This window comes from Staphylococcus sp. HMSC077D08 (assembly GCF_001837945.1).
Taxonomy (GTDB): domain Bacteria; phylum Bacillota; class Bacilli; order Staphylococcales; family Staphylococcaceae; genus Staphylococcus; species Staphylococcus epidermidis.
Map to the genome: position 1 here is coordinate 1 of NZ_KV834773.1, position 22,857 is coordinate 22,857.

General features: G+C 33.2%; 22 protein-coding genes. 15 read left to right on the top strand and 7 right to left on the bottom strand.

From position 1 onward, the window contains the following. Positions 1-164: 164 nt before the first annotated feature. Together thiD and HMPREF2663_RS07045 are read right to left on the bottom strand one after the other, a co-directional pair. Positions 165-995, bottom strand: coding sequence for a bifunctional hydroxymethylpyrimidine kinase/phosphomethylpyrimidine kinase (gene thiD / locus HMPREF2663_RS07040; RefSeq protein WP_002458379.1), 831 nt, complete (start codon positions 993-995; stop codon positions 165-167). Positions 996-1,101: 106 nt separating this feature from the next. Next, positions 1,102-2,082 carry a choloylglycine hydrolase family protein gene (locus HMPREF2663_RS07045; protein WP_002475493.1) on the bottom strand — a complete coding sequence of 327 codons (981 nt, stop codon included), beginning with the start codon at positions 2,080-2,082 and terminating at the stop codon, positions 1,102-1,104. A gap of 166 nt (positions 2,083-2,248) precedes the next feature. Here HMPREF2663_RS07045 and HMPREF2663_RS07050 point away from each other — a divergent pair, with 166 nt between their 5' ends. The 4 genes from HMPREF2663_RS07050 to HMPREF2663_RS07065 all read left to right on the top strand — a co-directional run bounded on the left by HMPREF2663_RS07050 (position 2,249) and on the right by HMPREF2663_RS07065 (position 5,267). After that, entirely contained in the window at positions 2,249-2,899 is a 651-nt protein-coding gene (locus HMPREF2663_RS07050) for a uracil-DNA glycosylase (protein WP_002445765.1), read from the top strand. A gap of 9 nt (positions 2,900-2,908) precedes the next feature. Further along, the gene (locus HMPREF2663_RS07055) at positions 2,909-3,268 is read left to right on the top strand and encodes a DUF5327 family protein (RefSeq protein ID WP_002445766.1); all 360 of its coding nucleotides are present in this window, start codon (positions 2,909-2,911) and stop codon (positions 3,266-3,268) included. Between the two features lie 24 nt (positions 3,269-3,292). Beyond that, positions 3,293-3,661, top strand: a complete 369-nt coding sequence (locus HMPREF2663_RS07060; protein ID WP_002495847.1) for a DUF423 domain-containing protein — start codon at positions 3,293-3,295, stop codon at positions 3,659-3,661. A gap of 115 nt (positions 3,662-3,776) precedes the next feature. Next, positions 3,777-5,267 (top strand): APC family permease, encoded by a 1,491-nt coding sequence (locus tag HMPREF2663_RS07065; protein WP_002445768.1) that lies wholly within the window; start codon positions 3,777-3,779, stop codon positions 5,265-5,267. Positions 5,268-5,427: 160 nt separating this feature from the next. On the opposite strand, the gene HMPREF2663_RS07070 is transcribed toward HMPREF2663_RS07065, so the two are convergent. The 3 genes from HMPREF2663_RS07070 to hemQ form a co-directional block, all read right to left on the bottom strand. Further along, the gene (locus tag HMPREF2663_RS07070) at positions 5,428-5,880 is read right to left on the bottom strand and encodes a threonine/serine exporter family protein (RefSeq protein ID WP_002445769.1); all 453 of its coding nucleotides are present in this window, start codon (positions 5,878-5,880) and stop codon (positions 5,428-5,430) included. A 12-nt stretch (positions 5,881-5,892) separates the two neighbouring features. Further along, on the bottom strand, positions 5,893-6,657 hold the full coding sequence (locus tag HMPREF2663_RS07075; protein ID WP_002445770.1) for a threonine/serine exporter family protein: 765 nt from the start codon (positions 6,655-6,657) through the stop codon (positions 5,893-5,895). A 503-nt stretch (positions 6,658-7,160) separates the two neighbouring features. Continuing rightward, positions 7,161-7,910 carry a hydrogen peroxide-dependent heme synthase gene (gene hemQ / locus HMPREF2663_RS07080; protein ID WP_002458373.1) on the bottom strand — a complete coding sequence of 250 codons (750 nt, stop codon included), beginning with the start codon at positions 7,908-7,910 and terminating at the stop codon, positions 7,161-7,163. Between the two features lie 170 nt (positions 7,911-8,080). Between hemQ and pta the strand changes: the two genes are divergently transcribed. The 6 genes from pta (at position 8,081) to HMPREF2663_RS07110 (ending at position 14,149) form a co-directional block, all read left to right on the top strand. Further along, positions 8,081-9,070: a phosphate acetyltransferase gene (gene pta, locus HMPREF2663_RS07085; RefSeq protein WP_002486803.1), complete on the top strand. Its 990-nt coding sequence runs from the start codon at positions 8,081-8,083 to the stop codon at positions 9,068-9,070. Continuing rightward, on the top strand, positions 9,070-9,909 hold the full coding sequence (locus HMPREF2663_RS07090) for a lipoate--protein ligase family protein (RefSeq protein WP_002445773.1): 840 nt from the start codon (positions 9,070-9,072) through the stop codon (positions 9,907-9,909). The genes pta and HMPREF2663_RS07090 overlap by 1 nt, the downstream gene beginning before the upstream one ends. A gap of 690 nt (positions 9,910-10,599) precedes the next feature. Next, complete coding sequence (mvk, locus tag HMPREF2663_RS07095) at positions 10,600-11,520, top strand: mevalonate kinase (protein WP_002445774.1); 921 nt, start codon at positions 10,600-10,602, stop codon at positions 11,518-11,520. 4 nt (positions 11,521-11,524) lie between these two features. After that, complete coding sequence (gene mvaD / locus HMPREF2663_RS07100; protein WP_002469363.1) at positions 11,525-12,508, top strand: diphosphomevalonate decarboxylase; 984 nt, start codon at positions 11,525-11,527, stop codon at positions 12,506-12,508. Between the two features lie 12 nt (positions 12,509-12,520). Next, a complete protein-coding gene (locus tag HMPREF2663_RS07105) occupies positions 12,521-13,597 on the top strand; it encodes a phosphomevalonate kinase (protein ID WP_001832075.1) in 1,077 nt (358 codons plus the stop codon). A gap of 210 nt (positions 13,598-13,807) precedes the next feature. After that, positions 13,808-14,149 (top strand): YuzB family protein, encoded by a 342-nt coding sequence (locus tag HMPREF2663_RS07110; RefSeq protein WP_002438738.1) that lies wholly within the window; start codon positions 13,808-13,810, stop codon positions 14,147-14,149. 323 nt (positions 14,150-14,472) lie between these two features. Here the strand turns inward: HMPREF2663_RS07110 and merA are convergent, their stop codons facing one another. Beyond that, a complete protein-coding gene (gene merA / locus HMPREF2663_RS07115; protein ID WP_002456011.1) occupies positions 14,473-15,804 on the bottom strand; it encodes a hypothiocyanous acid reductase MerA in 1,332 nt (443 codons plus the stop codon). A gap of 4 nt (positions 15,805-15,808) precedes the next feature. Further along, a complete protein-coding gene (gene hypR, locus HMPREF2663_RS07120; protein ID WP_001832072.1) occupies positions 15,809-16,231 on the bottom strand; it encodes a redox-sensitive transcriptional regulator HypR in 423 nt (140 codons plus the stop codon). A 156-nt stretch (positions 16,232-16,387) separates the two neighbouring features. Between hypR and HMPREF2663_RS07125 the strand changes: the two genes are divergently transcribed. The 5 genes from HMPREF2663_RS07125 to HMPREF2663_RS07145 all read left to right on the top strand — a co-directional run. After that, the gene (locus tag HMPREF2663_RS07125; RefSeq protein ID WP_058703201.1) at positions 16,388-17,326 is read left to right on the top strand and encodes an aldo/keto reductase; all 939 of its coding nucleotides are present in this window, start codon (positions 16,388-16,390) and stop codon (positions 17,324-17,326) included. A gap of 460 nt (positions 17,327-17,786) precedes the next feature. Beyond that, a complete protein-coding gene (locus HMPREF2663_RS07130) occupies positions 17,787-20,468 on the top strand; it encodes an MMPL family transporter (protein WP_001832045.1) in 2,682 nt (893 codons plus the stop codon). A gap of 23 nt (positions 20,469-20,491) precedes the next feature. Further along, positions 20,492-21,436: a glycine betaine ABC transporter substrate-binding protein gene (locus tag HMPREF2663_RS07135; protein ID WP_001832065.1), complete on the top strand. Its 945-nt coding sequence runs from the start codon at positions 20,492-20,494 to the stop codon at positions 21,434-21,436. A 349-nt stretch (positions 21,437-21,785) separates the two neighbouring features. Then, positions 21,786-22,355, top strand: a complete 570-nt coding sequence (locus HMPREF2663_RS07140; protein WP_046044338.1) for a TetR/AcrR family transcriptional regulator — start codon at positions 21,786-21,788, stop codon at positions 22,353-22,355. Positions 22,356-22,565: 210 nt separating this feature from the next. Next, on the top strand, positions 22,566-22,857 hold a 292-nt coding region (locus HMPREF2663_RS07145), incomplete at its 3' end, for an IS6 family transposase (protein ID WP_141762236.1).

A 22,857-nucleotide genomic window follows, 5' to 3' on the forward strand; every position in this document is an offset into this window, starting at 1 on the left:
ATTTCAATAGAAATTGTCTTTATTTACTTATCTTGGACCTTTTTGTCCCAGGCTTTCCACATCTATATAGATATTGATTTAATTATAATTACAAAGTTTGTAGGAATTAAATGAGCCTATAAATTAGGGCTAAAATGTACTAGTATTTATACAATCTAGTATTTTTAAACCTCAGTGACTTCAACGTTAATCTGTTCAATACGGTTATATGCACCATGATCAACAGGTCCTACAAAGTCATTCATTTTCCAACCATTTTTGATTGCTGAAGCTACAAATGCTTTAGCAGCAATGATTGCTTCTTTTGGAGATTTACCGTTCGCAAGATAAGCTGTTGTGGCAGCAGCAAATGTGCATCCTGCACCATGATTATAACTTTGTTGGAACATGTCAGTAGTTAATTGATAAAATTGTTGGCCATCATAGTACAAGTCATAAGATTTATCTTGATCGAGTGCTTTGCCACCTTTAATAATGACATGAGGTGTGCCTTTGTCATAAATCACTTGAGCAGCTTTTTTCATGTCCTCAATTGATGTTAATTTTCCTAAACCAGAGAGTTGACCTGCTTCGAATAAATTCGGGGTAACTACTGTAGCTTTAGGTAGTAAATATTGAATCATTGCTTCTGTGTTTCCTGGGTTAAGTACTTCGTCTTCACCTTTACAAACCATTACTGGATCAACTACAAAATAGTCTGCACCAGATTCAACAAAAACATCTCCGGCACGTTTAATAATGTCTTGTGTTCCTAACATCCCTGTTTTAATAGCATCAGGTCCAATTGATATTGCTGTTTCAAGTTGTTTTTCGAAGACATTCATATCAATGGGTGTTACATCATGGGACCATGTTTCTTTATCCATTGTCACAATAGATGTTAAAGCTACCATTCCATATACATCAAGTTCTTGGAACGTTTTAAGATCTGCTTGCATACCGGCACCAGCACTTGTATCTGAACCAGCTATCGTTAATACTTTTTTTAAAGCCATCATTCATTCACTCCCATTAATTTCTAGTGTCTTTATCATATCATGTTTATCGCGTACGCTAAATTATTATATTTTGTAAAATTCAAAATCAATCATCATACGTTAGTTACTGTATTGATGTTATCTTTAATTCGTGATTAATAGGTAAGAATGTCAACTCATTCTTACTTAAAAGATCTTCAGTTAATTTTATTTTGAAAATTTGATTACTAAAGTATGGCTTAATATAATAGCTTCTTTCTTTACTTTCCATCACTAATTGATATTGTGTGTAATGTATTTTATTGGCATCGATAACTGCACCTTGAGGGATACTGACTGATTCTAGAACTTTAAAACAATTCATTAAATTTTCATCTTCATTATGGGAACAGCGTAGTTGGTGTCTTAAATATGTAGCCCGTATAAAACGTTCTGTTGAAGTATAACCACCCGGTAAGCCATTTGTTCCTGCTTCACAGCCCATTGATCTTACTAGCATTTTACCTATTAATTGATTGGTTGATTTCTGTGGTGTTAAATAAGCATAATTTCTTAAGTTAGATAGATGCCAATCTAATTTAGGCGCATTTGTTAAGGTATGAACATAATTATCTTTAACTATTAATAAGCCATTGTAAGGTTCTATGGCTACGGTATGTCCTGTTTCATCAGTGACCATGAAATGTAAAGGAGGAACGATATTCAAAGTTGTATTTTTTTCATTCATAATATTGATCTTCTTAACCTTTTGTTTTAATTCGCTAATACTTTTATTAAAACCTAAAACCCAAACAATAAACTCCTCAGGTGCTAAGTTAAAATAACCATAACGTTTATGGGTACTGTATGAGGCTTCACCAGTGAAGTAATGGTTCGAAATAGCTAAACCTTTTTCGTTTATACCATCACCAAATCTATAACGTCCTACTTTTAAATTTGTTCCAACAAAACCATATTCAAGACGCATGTCTGAATCTAGATCAAATTGGTAGTGATAATGACGTGGAACAATGGTTGGGATACCATTAAATTCAAATGCAAAGTCCATCGTTCTAGCTAAATAATGATAACGTTGTTTTGTATATAAAGAAATAGCCGTACACATATATAACACTCCAAACTACTGAAATTTATCTATAGTAATTGTAATATAATTAAAAATAGATAGATTGTAAACCTAAAATATATAAAGGTTTACAAAAATTAATGCTTATAAAATCAGTCATTTTTCCAATATGAATATGTTAAAATGTAGCTTGAGGTGAAAACGAATGAAATGGTCAGAGGTATTTCATGATATAACAACACGCCATGATTTTCAGGCGATGCATGACTTTTTAGAAAAAGAATATACGACTCAAATCGTTTATCCAGATAAAAAAAATATCTATCAAGCATTTGATTTAACGCCTTTTGAAGATATCAAGGTTGTTATTTTAGGACAAGATCCTTATCACGGTCCTAATCAAGCACATGGTTTAGCATTTTCAGTGCAACCTCATGCTAAATTTCCACCATCTTTAAGAAATATGTATCAAGAACTAGAAAATGATATAGGGTGTCATAGAACTTCGCCCCATTTACAAGACTGGGCAAGAGAAGGTGTCTTGCTATTAAATACGGTATTGACTGTTCGACAAGGTGAAGCACATTCACATCGAAATATTGGGTGGGAAACATTTACGGATGAAATCATACAAGCTGTTTCTAATTATCGTGAGCATGTTGTTTTTATTCTTTGGGGAAGACCTGCTCAACAAAAGGAACGATTCATTGATACATCTAAACATTTAATTATTAAATCGCCACATCCTAGTCCACTATCGGCTTTTAGAGGATTTTTTGGTTCTAAACCTTATTCAACTACAAATAATTATTTAAAATCTAAAGGAAAAACACCAGTTCAGTGGTGTGAAAGTTAGGTGAGAATAATGAACAAAGAACAGATTCTACAATTGATTGAGCAAGAATTGGTACAAGCAGATGAAGCTCAGACAGATACTGAATTTGAAAAGCATATGTATGCTATACACATGCTCACATCTCTTGTTAGTTCTCATCAAAGTCGTTCAACAATAGAGAAATTAAATCGTTCTAAACCAATGAATAGTAATATAAAAGATGATTATGAGATGAAACAACAGACTTCACAAAAACATGATGTAACTGCAGCTGAAATAGAAGCAATGGGTGGTAAAGTACCACAATCAATGAAAAAGCATCATACTTCTAATAATATGATGATTACAGATGATCATGTTGGTAATGGTGAATCTATTTTTGATTTTTAAATATAAAGGAGTACATTCAAAATGATGAAAGTTTTTATTATTTTAGGTGCATTAAATGCAATGATGGCTGTCGGTACTGGGGCATTTGGAGCACATGGATTGGAAGGTAAATTATCAGATAAATACATGTCAATATGGGAAAAAGCAACAACTTATCAAATGTATCATGGATTAGGTCTGTTAGTTATAGGTTTAATAAGTGGTACAACATCAATGAATGTAAATTGGGCTGGTTGGTTATTATTCTTTGGTATTGTCTTTTTCAGTGGTTCCTTGTATTTCTTAGCCTTAACACAAGTTCGTATTTTAGGTGCAATTACGCCAATAGGTGGTGTTCTATTTATAATTGGTTGGCTTGTTCTTGTAATTGCTACACTTAAATTCGCAGGGTAATCACTTCATACAATCTTGTTACAATATGACGTTCTTTACAATTTAATGGTAAAAGTTCATGAGTTAATTCACTCACCTTTTAGGGTATACTATACTCTCGAGGTGAGTTTTATTTATGGAAAATAAAAATAACAATGTAGATAGAGGTAACCTTAAGCAGAATCTTTCCGAGAAATTTGTATGGGCTATTGCATATGGTTCGTGTATCGGATGGGGCGCTTTTATATTACCAGGAGATTGGATTAAACAATCAGGGCCTATTGCTTCTTCAATAGGTATAGTAATCGGTGCGTTATTGATGATTCTTATTGCAGTAAGTTATGGCGCACTCGTTGAAAAATTTCCTGTTTCTGGTGGCGCATTTGCTTTTAGTTTTTTAAGTTTTGGAAGATATGTAAGCTTTTTCTCTTCATGGTTTTTAACATTTGGCTATGTTTGTGTTGTTGCGTTAAATGCGACAGCATTCAGTTTGTTGATTAAATTTTTATTACCAAATGTTTTGAACAACGGAAAGTTATATACAGTAGCTGGTTGGGATGTTTACATAACTGAAATTGTTATCGCAACAGTGCTACTTATAGTGTTTATGTTGATTACTATTAGAGGTGCCAGTGTGTCTGGTTCGTTACAATATTACTTCTGTGTTGCAATGGTCCTTGTAGTTGCACTTATGTTTATAGGTTCTTTCTTTAGCAGTCACTTTAGTTTGAGTCATTTAGAGCCATTAGCAAGTGTAGATAAAGGATGGTTTCAATCAATCATTATGATTGTCTCTATTGCACCATGGGCGTACGTAGGGTTTGATAATATACCGCAAACTGCTGAAGAATTTAACTTTTCTCCTAACAAGACGTTTAAACTTATTGTTTATAGTTTACTAGCTGCGTCACTCACTTATGTAGTGATGTTACTTTACACAGGCTGGCTAGGTACACAAGCAACAAGTTTAAATGGTAACTTATGGCTTACCGGTGCAGTGACTCAAGATGCATTCGGTTTTATTGGCCTTGCAGTATTAGCAGTGGCAATTATTATGGGGATTTTTACTGGATTAAATGGATTTTTAATGAGTTCGAGTCGCTTACTATTTTCAATGGGGCGCTCTGGCATTATGCCAACAGTATTTAGTAAATTACACAGTAAACATAAAACACCATATGTCGCTATTATTTTCTTAGTAGCTGTATCTTTAATTGCTCCTTGGTTAGGTAGAACGGCATTAACATGGATTGTAGATATGTCATCTACAGGTGTTTCAATTGCATATTTTATTACTTGTTTATCTGCTACGAAATTATTTAGTTTTAATAAACAGAGTAATACGTATGCACCAGTTTATAAAATTTTTGGTATTATAGGATCGATTGTATCCTTTGTGTTCTTATGTTTATTGCTTATTCCAGGTTCTCCTGCAGCACTTTCGATACCATCATACATCGCTTTAGGAATTTGGTTGGTAATAGGATTAATCTTTTTTATCATTCGCTTGCCAAAACTTAAGAAAATGAATAATGATGAAATGAGTCGATTGATTTTAAATCATTCTGAAGACGAAGTTTTAGAGATGATTCATGAACCTGGCCAATCTAATTCAACGAATAAATAAATTTAAAAGTTATTTTGTGACAATATTATAAAATCCCAAAATGAAATTTTTGAGAATTTCATTTTGGGATTTTTATTTATCATATATTTTCCAACAATATTTAACCATAAATTTAATTGGTTAGAGTAACGTTAATTTTTAGCGAAAGATTTCATTGATATTACAATCTTTTTCTGGTACGCGCAAAACCTGAAATAACGATTTTAGAAATTTGATCAGCAAATAATAAACCCAAAGCAATAGCACCTGCTATTAATGTCACTTCAAGCATTGTGTTAATCGCCTTACCAAAGTGTAATAACACTAAGTTTTTAGTGGCATCATAAGCAAGTCCACCTGGAACTAGAGGTATAATACCTGTAACCATAAAAATAATTACAGGCTCTTTTTTTCGACGAGCCATGTAATGACTAAGTAGACCTAACGCTAAACTTCCGAAAAAGCTTGAGTAAATCGTATGGAGCTCAAAGCCGTTAAATAATAGAGTATAAACCATCCATCCACAAGCGCCGACAAAGCCACAAGCAAAATACAACTTCCTAGGGGCATCAAATATGACACAGAAAAAGAGTGAAGCAAGAAAGCTAAATATAAAATTAAATATCCAAAACATATGAGTGCACTCCTAGACTAAAATTAATATTGAACTTACACCAGCGCCTATACCAAAGGCAGTAACTAAAGCTTCTAAAGATTTTGTTGTAAACATTAACATATGTCCTCCGAATAAATCTTGAATAGCATTTGTAATAAGTACTCCAGGTACAATAGGCATGACCGCGGCAATGATAATTGTAGCTAAATCTCCGCTAGGAACAAATGCATGTCCAATTACAGAAATAATACCTATTACCAAAGAACCTATAAATTCTGGAATAAATTGTGCGTGTAGCTTTCGATCTAATATTTCTACTACTAAGTATCCAATCGTTCCAGCTAATACAGCTGTGATGATATCAACCAGACGACCTCCCTGTAGATAGAGGAAGCTCGAAGCGATAATTGCTGCGGCAATTCCTTTGAAGGGTAGACTGCTATCTCTTTTAGCAACATATATTTCCTCTAATTGATACTTAGCTTCTTCAAGCGTCATCGTGCCATTTGTAATTTGACGTGAGATTTCATTAGCTTGAGAAATTTTTATTAAGTTCGTATCTCGAGTTTTAATCCTATACAACCGAGGATATGCTTCGTTATGTAAAACAAATTCAATTACAGTATTAGTCACGAAACTATTACTTTCAGGATAGCCCAATTTTGTAGCAATACGTGCCATGGTATCCTCTACCCGTGTACCTTCTGCTCCAGATTCTAGTAATATACGAGCAGTAATCATAACAACATCTTTTATCAATGCTTCATGAGATGTTTCAATTGTATCCTTATTCATTTCATCACCAAATTTTTTTAAAATTAAGAATAAATCATTATTATAATTATAGTAAAGGTTTTAGGAAAACGCCACAACCCTTGAGGTTTACATGACGTGCAACTTGTTATTTAAAGTCATTTTCATAGAGTTAAGCAGATAAAATAATGATTATATAGATGAATTTTATAATAAATATTAAAAAAAACCTTATAGTTGTACATTTACCTTTATATAATGTTTCAAATATTTCAAAAAGGTTAAAATAATATTAGTTAACGATGACAGTGAATATATTGAGTAGCGACGGTATATTCTATGAGGTTAACTATATACGTAGTAGTGATTTAAAGTTCTCCCAAGGATACTACAACATAAGAGCCTAGTACATCTTAATTGTACAGGCTCTTAAAATTTTTATAGTCATTAAATTTAAGATAAGGTATTATCTTTTCTACATATTAAAAACCCTACACACCAGTAAATTATGATTCTGGTGTGTAGGGTTAATTTTTCACTTTAACTTATATACTAAAAAATTGTTTGAAGTCTTCGATGTTTAAAATATGCCCAATATAGAAACTACCAAATTCGCCATAACGAGCAGTCGTTTCATCAAAACGCATTTCATAGACAATTTTTTTGAATTGAAGTACATCATTTGAAAATAATGTAACACCCCATTCGTAGTCATCAAAACCTACTGAACCTGTGATAAACTGTTTGATTTTACCAGCATATTTACGACCTATCATCCCATGGTTATACATTAAAGTTTTACGGTCTTCGATAGGTAACATGTACCAGTTATAAGTTTCATTGCGTCGTTTATCCATTGGATAGAAACATATATATTCAGAATGTGGTAATTCAGGGTATAATCGTGCCTTAACGTGGGGATTTTCATAAGGATCCTCATCAGATTTGCCTGCTAAATAATTACTTAATTCTATCACTGACACATAGGAATAAGTTGGAATGAGATAGTCTGCGATACGTAATTTATTAAACTCATTTTCAATTTGATTTAGCTCTTTCATCTCTGGACGTAAAAACCATAGTAAAAGGTCCGCTTTTTGACCTGTAATGTTATAAATTGCATGATCACCTTGATGTGATTCTCTAGCAACTGCTTTATCTTTAACAAATGTTTCTAATTCAGTGATCATTGCTTCACGATCATCTTCAGCAATTAAACGAAAAGTTGTCCAGTCTACTGCATAAAATAAATGTAAGCTATACCAACCATCTAAAGTTTCTGCTGCTTCACTCATTATCAATCTCTCCTTTTTCAAAATTCTTATTGGATTCATTTCAAATTCTATCACAAACATTCATTTAACTACTAAAAAAATGTTTACAAAAGCGAAATGGAATTCTGATAAAAAATAACGTATAATTTACTATGTAAACGTTATTATAAGAGAGAATTAAGGAGGATATTATGGCTGATTTATTATCTGTATTACAAGACAAATTATCCGGAAAAAATGTAAAAATAGTATTACCTGAAGGTGAAGATGAACGAGTGCTCATTGCTGCGACTCAGCTACAAAAAACTGACTATGTTTCACCTATCGTTTTAGGAAACGAAGATAATATTAAATCTCTTGCGTCTAAACACGCTTTAGATTTAACGCAAATTGAAATCATAGATCCAGCGACGAGTGAACTTAAAGATGAGCTTGTAGATGCTTTTGTTGAAAGACGTAAAGGTAAGGCAACTAAAGAACAAGCAGTTGAATTATTAGATAATGTAAATTATTTCGGAACAATGCTTGTGTATACTGGAAAGGCTGAAGGTTTAGTGAGTGGTGCTGCACATTCTACTGGAGATACAGTAAGACCAGCATTACAAATTATCAAAACTAAACCTGGTGTATCTAGAACATCTGGTATTTTCTTTATGATTAAAGGTGATGAACAATATATTTTTGGGGATTGTGCTATTAATCCAGAATTAGATGCTCAAGGACTTGCTGAAATTGCAGTAGAGAGTGCTAAATCAGCACAAAGCTTTGGAATGGACCCTAAAGTAGCTATGTTAAGCTTTTCTACAAAAGGTTCTGCTAAATCGGATGATGTTACTAAAGTGCAAGAAGCATTGAAGTTAGCTCAAGAAAAAGCTGAAGCGGATCAATTAGAGCATGTAGTTATTGATGGGGAATTCCAATTTGACGCTGCTATTGTTCCTAGCGTAGCAGAGAAGAAAGCACCTGGTGCAAAAATTCAAGGTGATGCGAATGTATTTGTTTTCCCTAGTCTAGAAGCAGGTAATATTGGTTATAAGATTGCTCAACGTTTAGGTGGATACGATGCAGTAGGACCAGTCCTACAAGGATTAAACTCTCCAGTCAATGATTTATCTCGTGGTTGCTCAACTGAAGACGTTTATAACTTATCTATTATTACAGCTGCTCAAGCCTTACAATAATGGACTTAGCAACTAAATATTTTAATCAAATCAACTGGCGTTATGTCGATCATTCAAGTGGTTTAGAGCCCATGCAATCTTTTGCGTTTGATGACACTTTTTCCGAAAGCGTTGGTAAAGACTTATCTTGTAATGTAGTACGAACGTGGATACATCAACACACCGTGATTTTGGGCATTCATGATTCGCGTTTACCATTTTTAAGTGATGGTATTCGTTTTCTTACAGATGAACAAGGATATAATGCGATTGTTAGGAATTCTGGTGGCTTGGGTGTCGTATTAGATCAAGGAATATTAAATATATCTTTGATTTTTAAAGGACAAACCGAAACGACTATTGATGAAGCCTTTACAGTGATGTATTTATTGATTAGTAAAATGTTTGAGGATGAAGATGTTAGTATCGATACTAAAGAAATTGAGCAATCGTATTGCCCAGGAAAATTTGATTTAAGTATTAATGATAAGAAATTTGCCGGGATTTCTCAGCGACGAGTACGTGGTGGTATCGCAGTGCAAATATACTTATGTATTGAAGGTTCTGGCTCAGAACGGGCATTAATGATGCAACAGTTTTATCAACGTGCACTTAAAGGGCAGACTACTAAGTTTCACTATCCAGACATAGATCCCTCATGTATGGCATCTTTAGAAACTCTTTTAAATAGAGAAATTAAAGTGCAAGATGTTATGTTTTTATTATTATATGCACTAAAAGATTTAGGGGCAAACTTAAATATGGATCCTATTACAGAAGACGAGTGGACACGTTACGAGGGGTACTATGATAAGATGCTAGAACGCAATGCGAAAATAAATGAAAAATTAGATTTTTAGCAAGGTGACACTATAGATAAGTCAAAAAAATAAGCCTGGGACAAAATAATTGTCTCAGGTTTTTTTACGTATTAGCAGTGATACTTGATGTGAATAGAAAATATTTTTATATAAATTTTCAATCAAAGGGGTTCTAACCAAGAGAATTTTACATGGAAAACCAATAAAAAAGACAAGTGTTATTCGAGGTTAAAAGAGGACAACAAATTCAATCCTAGTACTATTTTGTTTAATAAAAATACCTTTCAAACAAAAGTTAAGATGACTTTGTTAGAAAATGATATATATTCTATCACAAATTTGTAGTATTATAGTTGAGGTGGAAAATTTTAAAAACTTTAGTAAAAAATTTAACGATGTTTACAAAATTGTCATTTAAGGTAAATATATTTCATGATTTTGATAACTCTTTAAAAGAGTTTTATAATATTAAAGTGTTGTGAAAACTCAAACAAAAAGTTATTATACTTTTTTGTTGTTATTTTACTTTTAAATAGTTATAATGAACGCTTGATTATTGGCTTTATAATAAATGTATTCGATAAAATTGACATTTAAGTGACATCAATCAAGATGAATATGTAAAGAAATTAAATTAATATCACGTTAAACAGCAAGTCAATCATTTTAACATCGTCAGTACATCTTATGAAGTGATATTTTAAAGAAGGTATATAAAGGTGAGAAAATATGACTAGACAAGGATACGGAGAATCTACTGGAAAGATTATTCTAATGGGTGAACACGCAGTTACATTTGGTCAACCGGCAATCGCAATTCCATTTAATGCTGGGAAAATTAAAGTCCTCATTGAAAGTTTAGATGAAGGAAATTATTCTTCTATCACAAGTGACGTATATGACGGAATGTTGTACGATGCTCCCGAACATCTAAAGTCTATCATTAATCGCTTTGTTGAAAAAAGTGGAGTGAAAGAACCACTATCAGTAAAAATTCAAACTAACTTGCCTCCATCAAGAGGTTTAGGTTCAAGTGCTGCAGTAGCAGTAGCGTTTGTACGTGCCAGTTATGATTTTATGGATCAACCTTTAGATGACAAAACATTGATTAAAGAAGCAAATTGGGCGGAGCAAATCGCACATGGTAAGCCAAGTGGTATCGATACGCAAACGATTGTGTCAAATAAACCTGTATGGTTTAAACAAGGGAAGGCCGAAACATTAAAATCACTAAAATTGAATGGTTATATGGTTGTCATTGATACCGGAGTAAAGGGTTCTACCAAACAAGCAGTGGAAGATGTTCACGTACTGTGTGAATCTGATGAATATATGAAATATGTAGAGCACATTGGTACACTTGTTCACAGAGCTAGTGAATCGATTGAACAGCATGATTTCCATCATTTGGCTGACATATTTAACGCATGTCAAGAAGACTTGAGACATTTAACAGTAAGTCACGATAAAATAGAAAAATTACTTCAAATTGGGAAAGAACATGGTGCCATTGCTGGTAAACTAACTGGTGGAGGAAGAGGTGGCAGCATGCTTCTTCTTGCGGAAAATTTACAAACTGCAAAAACTATTGTTGCTGCAGTTGAAAAGGCTGGCGCAGCACATACATGGATTGAACATTTAGGAGGTTAAATCATTGGTGAAAAGTGGCAAAGCACGAGCACATACAAATATTGCGTTGATTAAGTATTGGGGGAAAGCTGATGAAACTTACATTATTCCTATGAATAATAGTTTATCAATTACCTTAGATCGATTTTATACTGAAACAAAAGTGACTTTTGACCCTGATTTTACTGAAGATCGCCTTATTTTAAATGGAAATGAAGTGAATGCCAAAGAGAAAGAAAAGATTCAAAACTATATGAATATAGTGAGAGATTTGGCTGGAAATCGTTTGCATGCGCGAATTGAAAGTGAGAATCATGTGCCAACAGCAGCTGGACTTGCTTCTTCAGCGAGTGCTTACGCTGCTTTAGCTGCCGCTTGTAATGAAGCTTTGTCATTGAACTTATCAGATACAGACTTATCACGTTTAGCTCGACGTGGTTCAGGTTCTGCTTCTAGAAGTATTTTTGGTGGATTTGCTGAATGGGAAAAAGGGCATGATGATTTGACCTCATATGCACATGGAATTAATTCCAATGGTTGGGAAAAAGATTTATCAATGATATTTGTAGTGATTAATAATCAGTCAAAAAAAGTATCTAGTAGGTCAGGTATGTCACTAACAAGAGATACTTCTAGATTCTATCAATATTGGTTGGATCACGTTGATGAAGATTTAAATGAAGCTAAAGAGGCAGTTAAAAACCAAGATTTTCAACGCTTAGGCGAAGTCATTGAAGCAAATGGTTTACGTATGCATGCCACTAACTTAGGTGCTCAACCTCCTTTTACGTATTTAGTGCAAGAAAGCTACGATGCTATGGCGATTGTGGAACAGTGTCGAAAAGCCAATTTACCTTGTTACTTTACAATGGATGCGGGTCCCAATGTAAAAGTTTTAGTAGAAAAGAAAAATAAACAAGCTGTGATGGAACAATTTTTAAAAGTATTTGACGAATCGAAGATTATAGCAAGTGATATCATCAGCTCTGGCGTTGAAATTATTAAGTAAGGAAGAGATAGAATGATTCAGGTAAAAGCCCCCGGAAAACTTTATATTGCAGGCGAGTATGCAGTAACCGAACCAGGATATAAATCTATTCTTATTGCAGTAAATCGCTTTGTAACGGCGACAATTGAGGCGTCAAATAAAGTTGAAGGTAGTATTCATTCCAAAACATTACATTATGAACCAGTTAAATTTGACCGTAATGAAGATAGAATTGAAATCTCAGATGTTCAAGCTGCTAAGCAACTGAAATATGTTGTGACAGCTATAGAAGTGTTTGAACAGTATGTGCGCAGTTGCAATATGAATTTAAAGCACTTTCATTTAACCATTGATAGTAACTTAGCAGATAACTCTGGTCAGAAGTACGGATTAGGTTCAAGCGCCGCTGTTTTAGTATCTGTTGTTAAAGCTTTGAATGAATTCTATGGTTTGGAATTATCAAACCTTTATATTTATAAATTAGCTGTAATTGCAAATATGAAATTACAAAGTTTAAGTTCATGTGGTGATATTGCGGTTAGTGTCTACAGTGGTTGGCTTGCATATAGTACGTTCGACCATGACTGGGTGAAACAGCAAATGGAAGAAACATCGGTGAATGATGTTTTGGAAAAAAATTGGCCAGGCTTACATATCGAACCTTTACAAGCTCCCGAAAATATGGAAGTCCTTATTGGATGGACTGGGTCCCCAGCTTCTTCTCCACACTTAGTGAGTGAAGTCAAACGTTTAAAATCAGATCCAAGTTTTTATGGTGATTTTTTAGATCAATCTCATGCTTGTGTAGAAAGTTTAATCCAAGCTTTTAAAACTAATAATATCAAAGGTGTTCAAAAGATGATACGTATAAACAGACGTATTATTCAATCTATGGATAACGAAGCATCAGTTGAAATTGAAACAGATAAGCTAAAAAAATTATGTGATGTCGGTGAAAAGCACGGTGGCGCTTCTAAAACTTCAGGTGCTGGTGGTGGCGATTGCGGCATTACTATTATCAATAAGGTAATTGATAAAAATATTATTTATAACGAATGGCAAATGAATGATATCAAACCATTGAAATTTAAAATTTACCATGGACAATAAGTAAAGTAACTCGTGATATAAGTCATTTAGGGTTCGAGGCTCAACCGGGGGTGGGACTGTGTATTCAGTTCCACTTTCTTATTTTATTAGTATATGGTATGTATGAATTTTAAAGTGAAAAGTATCTTGAATTTTATAGTAAAAAGAGTAAAATAAATAGAGTTATATTAACGATGATGGAAGAGTTTATATAGAAAGGTGGGTAGCAAGATGAAAAATAAATTTTTAATCTGTGATGAGTGTCAGGCTGTGAATTTAAAATCTTTGAAGCGAAAATTAGAAAAATTAGATCCGGAAGCTGAAATTGAAATAGGCTGTCAATCTTATTGTGGACCAGGTCGGCGTAAAACATTTGCATTTGTTAATAATCGACCACTTGCTGCATTAACCGAAGAAGAACTTATGGAAAAGGTTACAAAACAATTAAAAAAACCACGTGATCCAGAAGAAGAAGAGCGACTAAGAAAACGTAACGAAGAACGAAAACGTCGTAAAGAAGAACAAGATCGCAAACTTAAGGAAAAGTTAAAGAAGCACAAAGCAGAGAAATAAATAAATCAAAACCACCTGAGACATGAATGATTGTCGCGGGTGGTTTTGATGTTAGTAGTACATAATTAAGTTGCAAATTCGAATATATGAAGCCATTTAATTTTCATTACTTTGTAATATGATAGAAGAAAGCATTAAATATGAATACTGTCATATTCTTATTAAAGACTGATGAGTTCTAAAAATGAATTTATCGGTCTTTAATTTTAAATAGTCATAATAGATAATTCCTACATTTGTAGTATTTAATCATCAGAGATCAAAGTATAGAGTGGAGCGAAGGAGAAGGATTCACCTGCATAAGAACCACTAATGATCAGAGATCAAAGTGGTTCTAAAAACAAGTCATTAAAGGATTCGGTCATTGTCGGATGTGTGTATATATTATCTCTTAATACTGTGTAAGGAATATGTTGATCTATAGCAAGTTTGATTAAGCTAATCAGTTCTTCTGATTCTTTGCCATATAATGACGCTCCTAAAATTTCTTTTGTATCTTTATTAATTACTGCTTTAAATAAACCTCTGGAATCATTATTGATTTTGTGACGGGGTATGTTACTGACAAAGACTTTATTTTCTAGAATATCGTATCCTTGTAATTTCGCCTCACTTGCAATTAGTCCTACTCTAGATAGAGGAGGATCAATAAAGACCGTATAAGGTATTGCACCACGATTTTCAGTTGTTCTAGAACCATCACCAAATAGATGTGATTTAATGATTCTATAATCATCGAGTGAAATATACGTAAATTGCAATCCACCTTTAACATCACCTGCAGCGTATATGTGTTTCACTGTACTTTGCAAATGTGTATTTACAATTACTTCACCTTGTTTTCCGATTTTTACATCTGTATTTTCAAGACCTAAGTGATTTGTATTTGGCTTACGACCTGTGGCTAAGAGCACAGTATCAGCTGATATTTCTCCATGATTTGTGTGTATGATAGTTTGATCTTTATTGTTTGAAAATGCAATAGTACTAGTATTAGTGTTTATAGTCACACCTTTATCTTGTAAATCTTTGACAATAAGATTTGCAATGTCTTGATCTTCATTTGTCATGATAGCATCACCACGCTCAAGAATTGTTACATGTGTTCCAAAATTTGCAAACATTGAAGCGAATTCGAGAGCGATATAACCACCACCAATAATAACAAGTTCTTGAGGTTGATAGTCAATATTTAGTAATCCAGTAGAATCATATATATTTTGAGCTGTATCTATCCCTTTGATATCTGGGATATTTGCACGTGAACCAGTGTTGATTACTATCTTATCTGCTGTAATTGTTTCTTGAATTGTTCCATTATTATCTTGTAGTTCTATTACCTCGTTAGAAATAAAATTAGCTTTATAATTTAGAACATCTATATTGTCCTTTGAATTTAAGCCTTGATAGTTCTTGTTATTCAATGCCTGTACGACTTCTTTTTTTCTAGTAATAGCCTCTTTGAATGAACTACCTTCAATACCATCATGAATTAATGTTTTAGTCGGTATACATCCGATATTAATGCATGTACCGCCATACATCTTTGTTGATTGTTCTACCACTGCAACCTTTTGTCCGTGACTAGCAGCATGTGCCGCTAATGTTTTACCTGCTTTTCCAAAACCAATAATAATCAAATCATAATTTTTCATGGTTTTACCCCTCCTGTAAAATATCTGCCAAAACATCTGTAATATTTTTATCTTTGTAAAAATCTAATATTATTTGATGTTCTTGAGAATAATAATGTGACATTGTATGAGCAATTTTCTTAGAAATTTGACAATGACTGTCAGAAGCGCCAGTAAATCGTCTTTGGCTATTATTTTTATCTAAAACAAAGTGTTGATATAACTTGGCTAAATCTACTTGAGCAGTATGTTGATTGGCTTGGTAGCCTCCTGCTTTACCACGCTGAACTTTGATATAGTTGTGTTCAGTTAAATATGCTAGAACGCGTCTAAGTTGTACAGGGTTCAGACATGTTAATTTAGCTAATTCTTTACTATTGAATTGTTCTTGATCGTGTTGAGCAAGAAAACATAGTACATGTACTGCAATATTGAATTCTAAATTCATTTTTACCCACCTTAATGTAACTTCATTAGTTACATTAAAGCGTATAATGATTTTAAGGTCAAGATACTTGCTTCTAATAGATAATTAACATGAATGAATAAGTTATGATTTGGGTATAATATATTTAAGTATTTTAAATAAAGGAGATGACTTTTAATGGTAAAACAAGTACGATTAGGTAAATCTGATGTCAATGTTTTTCCTATCGCATTAGGTACAAATGCAGTAGGTGGTCATAATTTATATCCTAATTTGGATGAAGAGCAAGGGAAAGAAGTTGTACGTCAAGCTATTGATAATGGTATAACATTATTAGATACAGCATATATCTACGGGCCTGAACGTTCTGAAGAATTAGTTGGACAAGTTGTAAAAAAATATCCACGCGAGAAAGTGCAAATTGCAACAAAAGGTTCGCATGTTATTAAAGAAAATGAAGAAGTTGTTCAAAATAACGATCCAGAATATTTAAAACAGCAAGTTGAAAATAGTTTGGAACGTCTTCAAGTGGATTATATTGATTTGTATTATATTCATTTTCCTGATGACGATACACCAAAAGATAAAGCGGTGGCGGCTCTTAAAGAGCTTAAAGATGAAGGTAAAATTAAAGCAATAGGTGTATCTAATTTCTCTTTAGAACAATTAAAAGAAGCGAATAAAGATGGATATGTTGATGTTGTTCAATTAGAATACAATTTATTACATCGTGAAAATGAAGAAGTAATGGCATATGCTGCAGAAAATAATATTACATTTGTTCCTTACTTCCCACTTGCTTCAGGTATACTAGCTGGCAAGTACGATGAAAATCAAACATTTGAGGATCATCGTGCAGAACGTCCTGATTTTCAACCAGACGTATTCAAAGATAATGTGCGTCGTGTAAAAGCATTAACTGATATTGCAGAGGCACATGATACAACGATTGCCAATGTCGTATTAGCATTTTATCTTACACGTCCATCACTAGATGTTGTCATCCCTGGTGCAAAACGTGCAGAGCAAGTTGTTGAAAATATTGATGCTGCAAATATTGAATTATCGCAAGGTGAAATAGACAAAATTGATAGTTTATTCCCAATTAAAAAATAACTTAAGAGATAGATTAAGAACCTGAGACATCATTTGTTGTCTCAGGTATTTTTTACGCAATAATAAATAGGGTTCTGTTGCAAAGTTAAAAATCATGTAATATTTATACTGAAAAACGAAAAATAATTAATACTAATAAAACTCTTTACTGTTAAAACAATATTTGCTTTTATAGTTTTGTATAGATGTGCATATAATTTTAACTTTGCAACAGAACCTGTTTTCTTATATATCTCCTTAATACACGCTATTTTCACCAACAATTTTTCCAAAGTGTTGCATTTTCCAACGACGTAAAACTTTTAATGGTACCGAACGTGGGTATAACTTGTTACATTATCAAATGTAACATTTTAAATATGCTTAATTTGAGGTATCGATTTAATGTAATTGCTCACAAAACATCAGCACACTACCCATACTTTAAGCGATATAAATTAATGAAATAGGGGGAAATGTCTTGGCAAAGCTATTATACAAACTAGGAAAATTTATAGCTAAGAACAAATGGCTAAGTGTTATAGGATGGCTTGTTATACTAGGTGTTATTATCACGCCATTAATGATAAACTCACCGAAGTTTGACAGTGACATCACTATGAACGGCCTTAAGTCATTAGACACAAACGATAAAATCAGTAAAGAATTTCATCAGGACAGTGAGAAAGCCTCGATGAAAATAGTCTTCCATTCTAATAAGAATGATGGACTCAATAATAAAGATACGAAGAAAGATATTGAAGATGCTTTAGACAATATCAGACAAAATGATGATTATATCCAAAATATCTCTAATCCATATGACAGTGGACAAGTTAATGATGAAGGCGATACTGCTATCGCTAACGTAAGTTATGTAGTTCCACAAACTGGATTAAAAGATTCTTCTAAACATATCATCGACAAAGAATTAAAAGATGTAACTGACAACCATAATGTGCAAATTGAAAAAACTCAAGGTGGCGCTATGAATTCCGAACCTGGTGGTACATCAGAAATTGTCGGTATCATCGTAGCATTCGTAATCTTACTTATTACCTTTGGTTCACTTATCGCAGCTGGTATGCCAATTATTAGTGCAATCATCGGTTTAGGTTCAAGTGTTGGTATCATCGCATTATTAACATATATCTTTGATATTCCAAACTTCACTCTTACACTAGCTGTAATGATAGGTTTAGCTGTTGGTATTGACTACTCACTCTTTATTCTATTTAGATTTAAAGAACTTAAGAAAAAAGGTGTCGATACTGTAGAAGCTATTGCAACAGCAGTGGGTACAGCAGGCAGTGCTGTAATATTCGCTGGTCTTACAGTTATGATTGCTGTTTGTGGTTTATCACTTGTAGGAATCGACTTCTTAGCGGTTATGGGATTCGCTTCAGCGATTAGTGTGTTATTTGCAGTATTAGCAGCATTAACACTATTACCTGCCCTAATCAGTATCTTCCATAAAAGTATTAAAATTAAAGATAAACCAACTAAAAGTAAAGACCCTAAAGATCATTCTTGGGCAAAATTTATTGTTGGTAAGCCAGTTATCGCTGTTATTGTAAGTTTAATTATTTTAATTTTAGCTGCTATACCAGTCAGTGGCATGCGTTTAGGTATTCCAGATGATAGTTTAAAACCAACTGACTCATCAGAATACAAAGCCTATAAATTAATCTCAGATAATTTTGGCGAAGGTTATAACGGACAAATTGTCATGTTAGTAAATACAAAAGATGGTGGAAGTAAAAGCACTATCGAACGTGATTTAAATAATATGCGTAGTGATTTAGAAGACATTGATAATGTTGATACAGTTTCAAAAGCACAACTAACTGACAACAACAATTACGCATTATTCACAATCATTCCTGAAAAAGGACCGAACTCACAGTCAACAGAAAATCTAGTATATGATTTACGTGATTATCATAGCCAAGCGCAAGAAAAATATGACTATGGCACTGAAATTTCAGGACAAAGTGTTATTAACATCGATATGTCAGAAAAACTAAACAACGCTATTCCAGTATTTGCAGGCGTTATTGTTGTATTAGCATTCTTCTTATTAATGATTGTGTTCCGTTCGATCTTAGTTCCATTAAAAGCAGTACTAGGCTTTATCCTTTCATTAATGGCTACATTAGGTTTCACAACATTAGTCATTCAACATGGCTTTATGGGTAGCTTATTTGGTATTGAAAACACAGGACCATTACTTGCATTCCTTCCAGTAATCACAATTGGATTGTTATTCGGACTTGCCATCGACTACGAGCTCTTCTTAATGACACGTGTACATGAAGAATACAGTAAGACTGGCGATAATGATCATTCAATCCGTGTAGGTATCAAAGAAAGTGGACCTGTTATCGTAGCTGCTGCACTTATTATGTTCAGTGTATTCATCGCATTCGTCTTCCAAGATGACAGTGCAATTAAGTCAATGGGTATCGCATTAGGTTTCGGTGTGTTATTCGACGCATTCGTCGTACGTATGACATTAATTCCAGCATTGACGAAACTCTTTGGTAAAGCTTCATGGTACCTTCCTAAATGGTTAGGTGCAGTATTGCCAAACGTTGACGTTGAAGGTAAAGCTTTAGAAGAAGATAATCATCACGACACATCTTCTGAAAAAGGTCATGTCAACGATAAAAATAGTGAATACTCTAGACAAGACAAAGATAACTATGTTTATCAAAATGACAAACGTAACTACAATCGCAATTATAATGACGAAGATTATAACCGTTCTGTGCATTTAAATAATCATCATGACCAGCATCATCGCCAACATCAATATGATAATCAACGTGATGATATCGACTATGAATCACTTTATACTCAAGATGGCGACCATACTCATCATGATGAACGTAATTATAATGATCGACACTATCAAGACAATTACGATAGAAATGATGATTATCGTCACAACAATCATGATCATCAAAATGATAACCATGATTATCATGATTCAAATTTTGATAAAACAACAAACTTATACAAAGAATTAACTGATAGCAATATTGATCAAGATGTATTATTCAAAGCATTAATGTTATACGCTCGTGAAAACAACAAAGGTGTTTACGATAGATATAACCGATCATCTCAACATCGTCATGATGACGAACTTAGAGACTAATATTAAAAAGGGGGAAACACGTTATGTTAAAACGACGTAGTTCGAAATTCTTAGGACTACTAGCCACACTAGCCTTAGCCATAGTGCTAAGTGCTTGTGGTAATAGTGGTAACGGTAGTGGTTCATCAGACGATAGTCAAACATCACTTGGTAATAAAGAAATCGAAATATCTTATATCGCGAGTGATAATTCAACACCACGTTCACTAGTTATAGCAGAAGTATTGAAAAAAGCAGGTTATGATGTAACAACTACACCAGTAACAGCAAGTGGCCCGTTATATGCTGCTGTATCAGAGAACTCTGATTCATTCCATGCATCAGGTATATTCCCTACTACTGATAAAAGTTACTACGATAAGTTCAAAAGTAAATTAACAATTTATGATGATAAACATTTAATTGATAACGCAAAAGTAGGTTTAGCCGTACCTAAGTACGTGCAAGATGTCGACTCAATTAGTGACTTAAAAAACAGTGACTTCGGAAAATCTGTAGATTGGGCAATTCAAGGCACAGACGCACGTAATGGCGTTATGCAAGAAACTAAAGATGAACTTGATAGTGACAACTTGGATAAATATAGCTTGAAAGAAAGTTCTGACCAAGACCAATTCAAGAAAATTCAATCTGCTTTTAAACAACAAGAACCTATCGTCTTCACAGCAATGGAACCTAGCTGGTTCTCTAAAGAATTAGACGTTAAAATGTTGAAAGATCCAGACAACATTTATGGTAATAATAATCAACATATTGACTTAGTATTTAACAAAGACTTTAAAGAAGCACATCCAGCTGCATACACAGTTGCAACACGTATGGCAGATGATTGGAGTAAATCTGACGAAGACAAATTAGCTAAAAAAATCTTTGTTGATAACAAAAATCCAGAACAAGTAGCTAAAGACTATGTGGATGATAATGATAATAAAGTAGATGAATGGTTAGAAGGTATTGAGACTATCTAATTACAAAGTAAAGAAAGACAAATAAAGAATATGCTCGTTTGGTGTAGCATATTTAAAACTCATAATGCAAATTTACAGTAGCAAACCGAGTTGAGAAGGCGCTTAAGACAAACTCTTCTCAATCGTAGCTATTATTGCGAGGGAGTGAAACTAAACTCAGTTTCGCTCCTACTTTTTTATATCGCTCTTATAGTATTAAACGTTTCAAATAACTTATTTACTCTTTTTTTATAAACAAATTTAAACGTAGTATCAGTTGTTATGTTTGGAAAAATCAACTTTATTGTGATAAATTACTCTTATTACGTCAGGCTATCTGACTAGATTAAATAAATAGGAGAATCAGATAATGCCGTCAGCAAATCAAAAGCGTATGATTAAACATATTCATGAAACAGTGTTTATACTTTTACATGATTATCATTTTGATGAAATCACGGTTCAAAAAATATGTGATATTGCAGAAATCAACCGCAGTACGTTCTATAGATACTTCCAAGATAAATATGAATTACTCTACACTTTACCTGACTTTATTACACAACAAATTATAGCTAAAAGTGACACATCAGCAGACATTACAACCCCTGAATCATTTGAAGACTTTATCTATTACATTGGTAATAATAAAAAGATTTTTAAGCATCTATTAGTTTCGTCTCGACAGGCAGATGTATTTAGAAGTTTAACGAATGTGAGTCGCGAAATGATGTTAAATAACCCAACTCGTAAGCGTGGCCCCTTAGCGCAAAAGATTAGAGAAAGTAAACATCCTGAAATTGTAGCTGATTTTTACAGTAGTGGCGTAATAGAAGTACTAAGACGTTGGGTAGAAAATGACTATAACTATACAGTTGAAGAAGTGTTTGTAACATTAAATAATGTGCTTGAAACGTCATTATATTGTTATGATAAATAAAAGCAATCTCACATAAATTAAGAGTGAGATTGCTTTTTTGTCATTTGCGTTTTTTAACGTCTACTGTCTTGTAAACCATAAAAATACTATTAGCTATGATTAATAATGCTAGAATGACCATTGGCCAAATACCTATATTAATCATATTAAATATGGTTCTGTTGCAAAGTTGAATTTATATTATAATTTTAATAAAAAGGAGTCTTTTGTATGAACTATTTCAGATATAAACAATTTAACAAGGATGTTATCACTGTAGCCGTTGGCTACTATCTAAGATATGCATTGAGTTATCGTGATATATCTGAAATATTAAGGGAACGTGGTGTAAACGTTCATCATTCAACGATCTATCGTTGGGTTCAAGAATATGCCCCGATTTTATATCAGATTTGGAAGAAAAAGCATAAAAAAGCTTATGACAAATGGCGTATTGATGAGACGTACATCAATATAAAAGGAAAATGGAACTATTTATATCGTGCCATTGATGCAGAGGGAC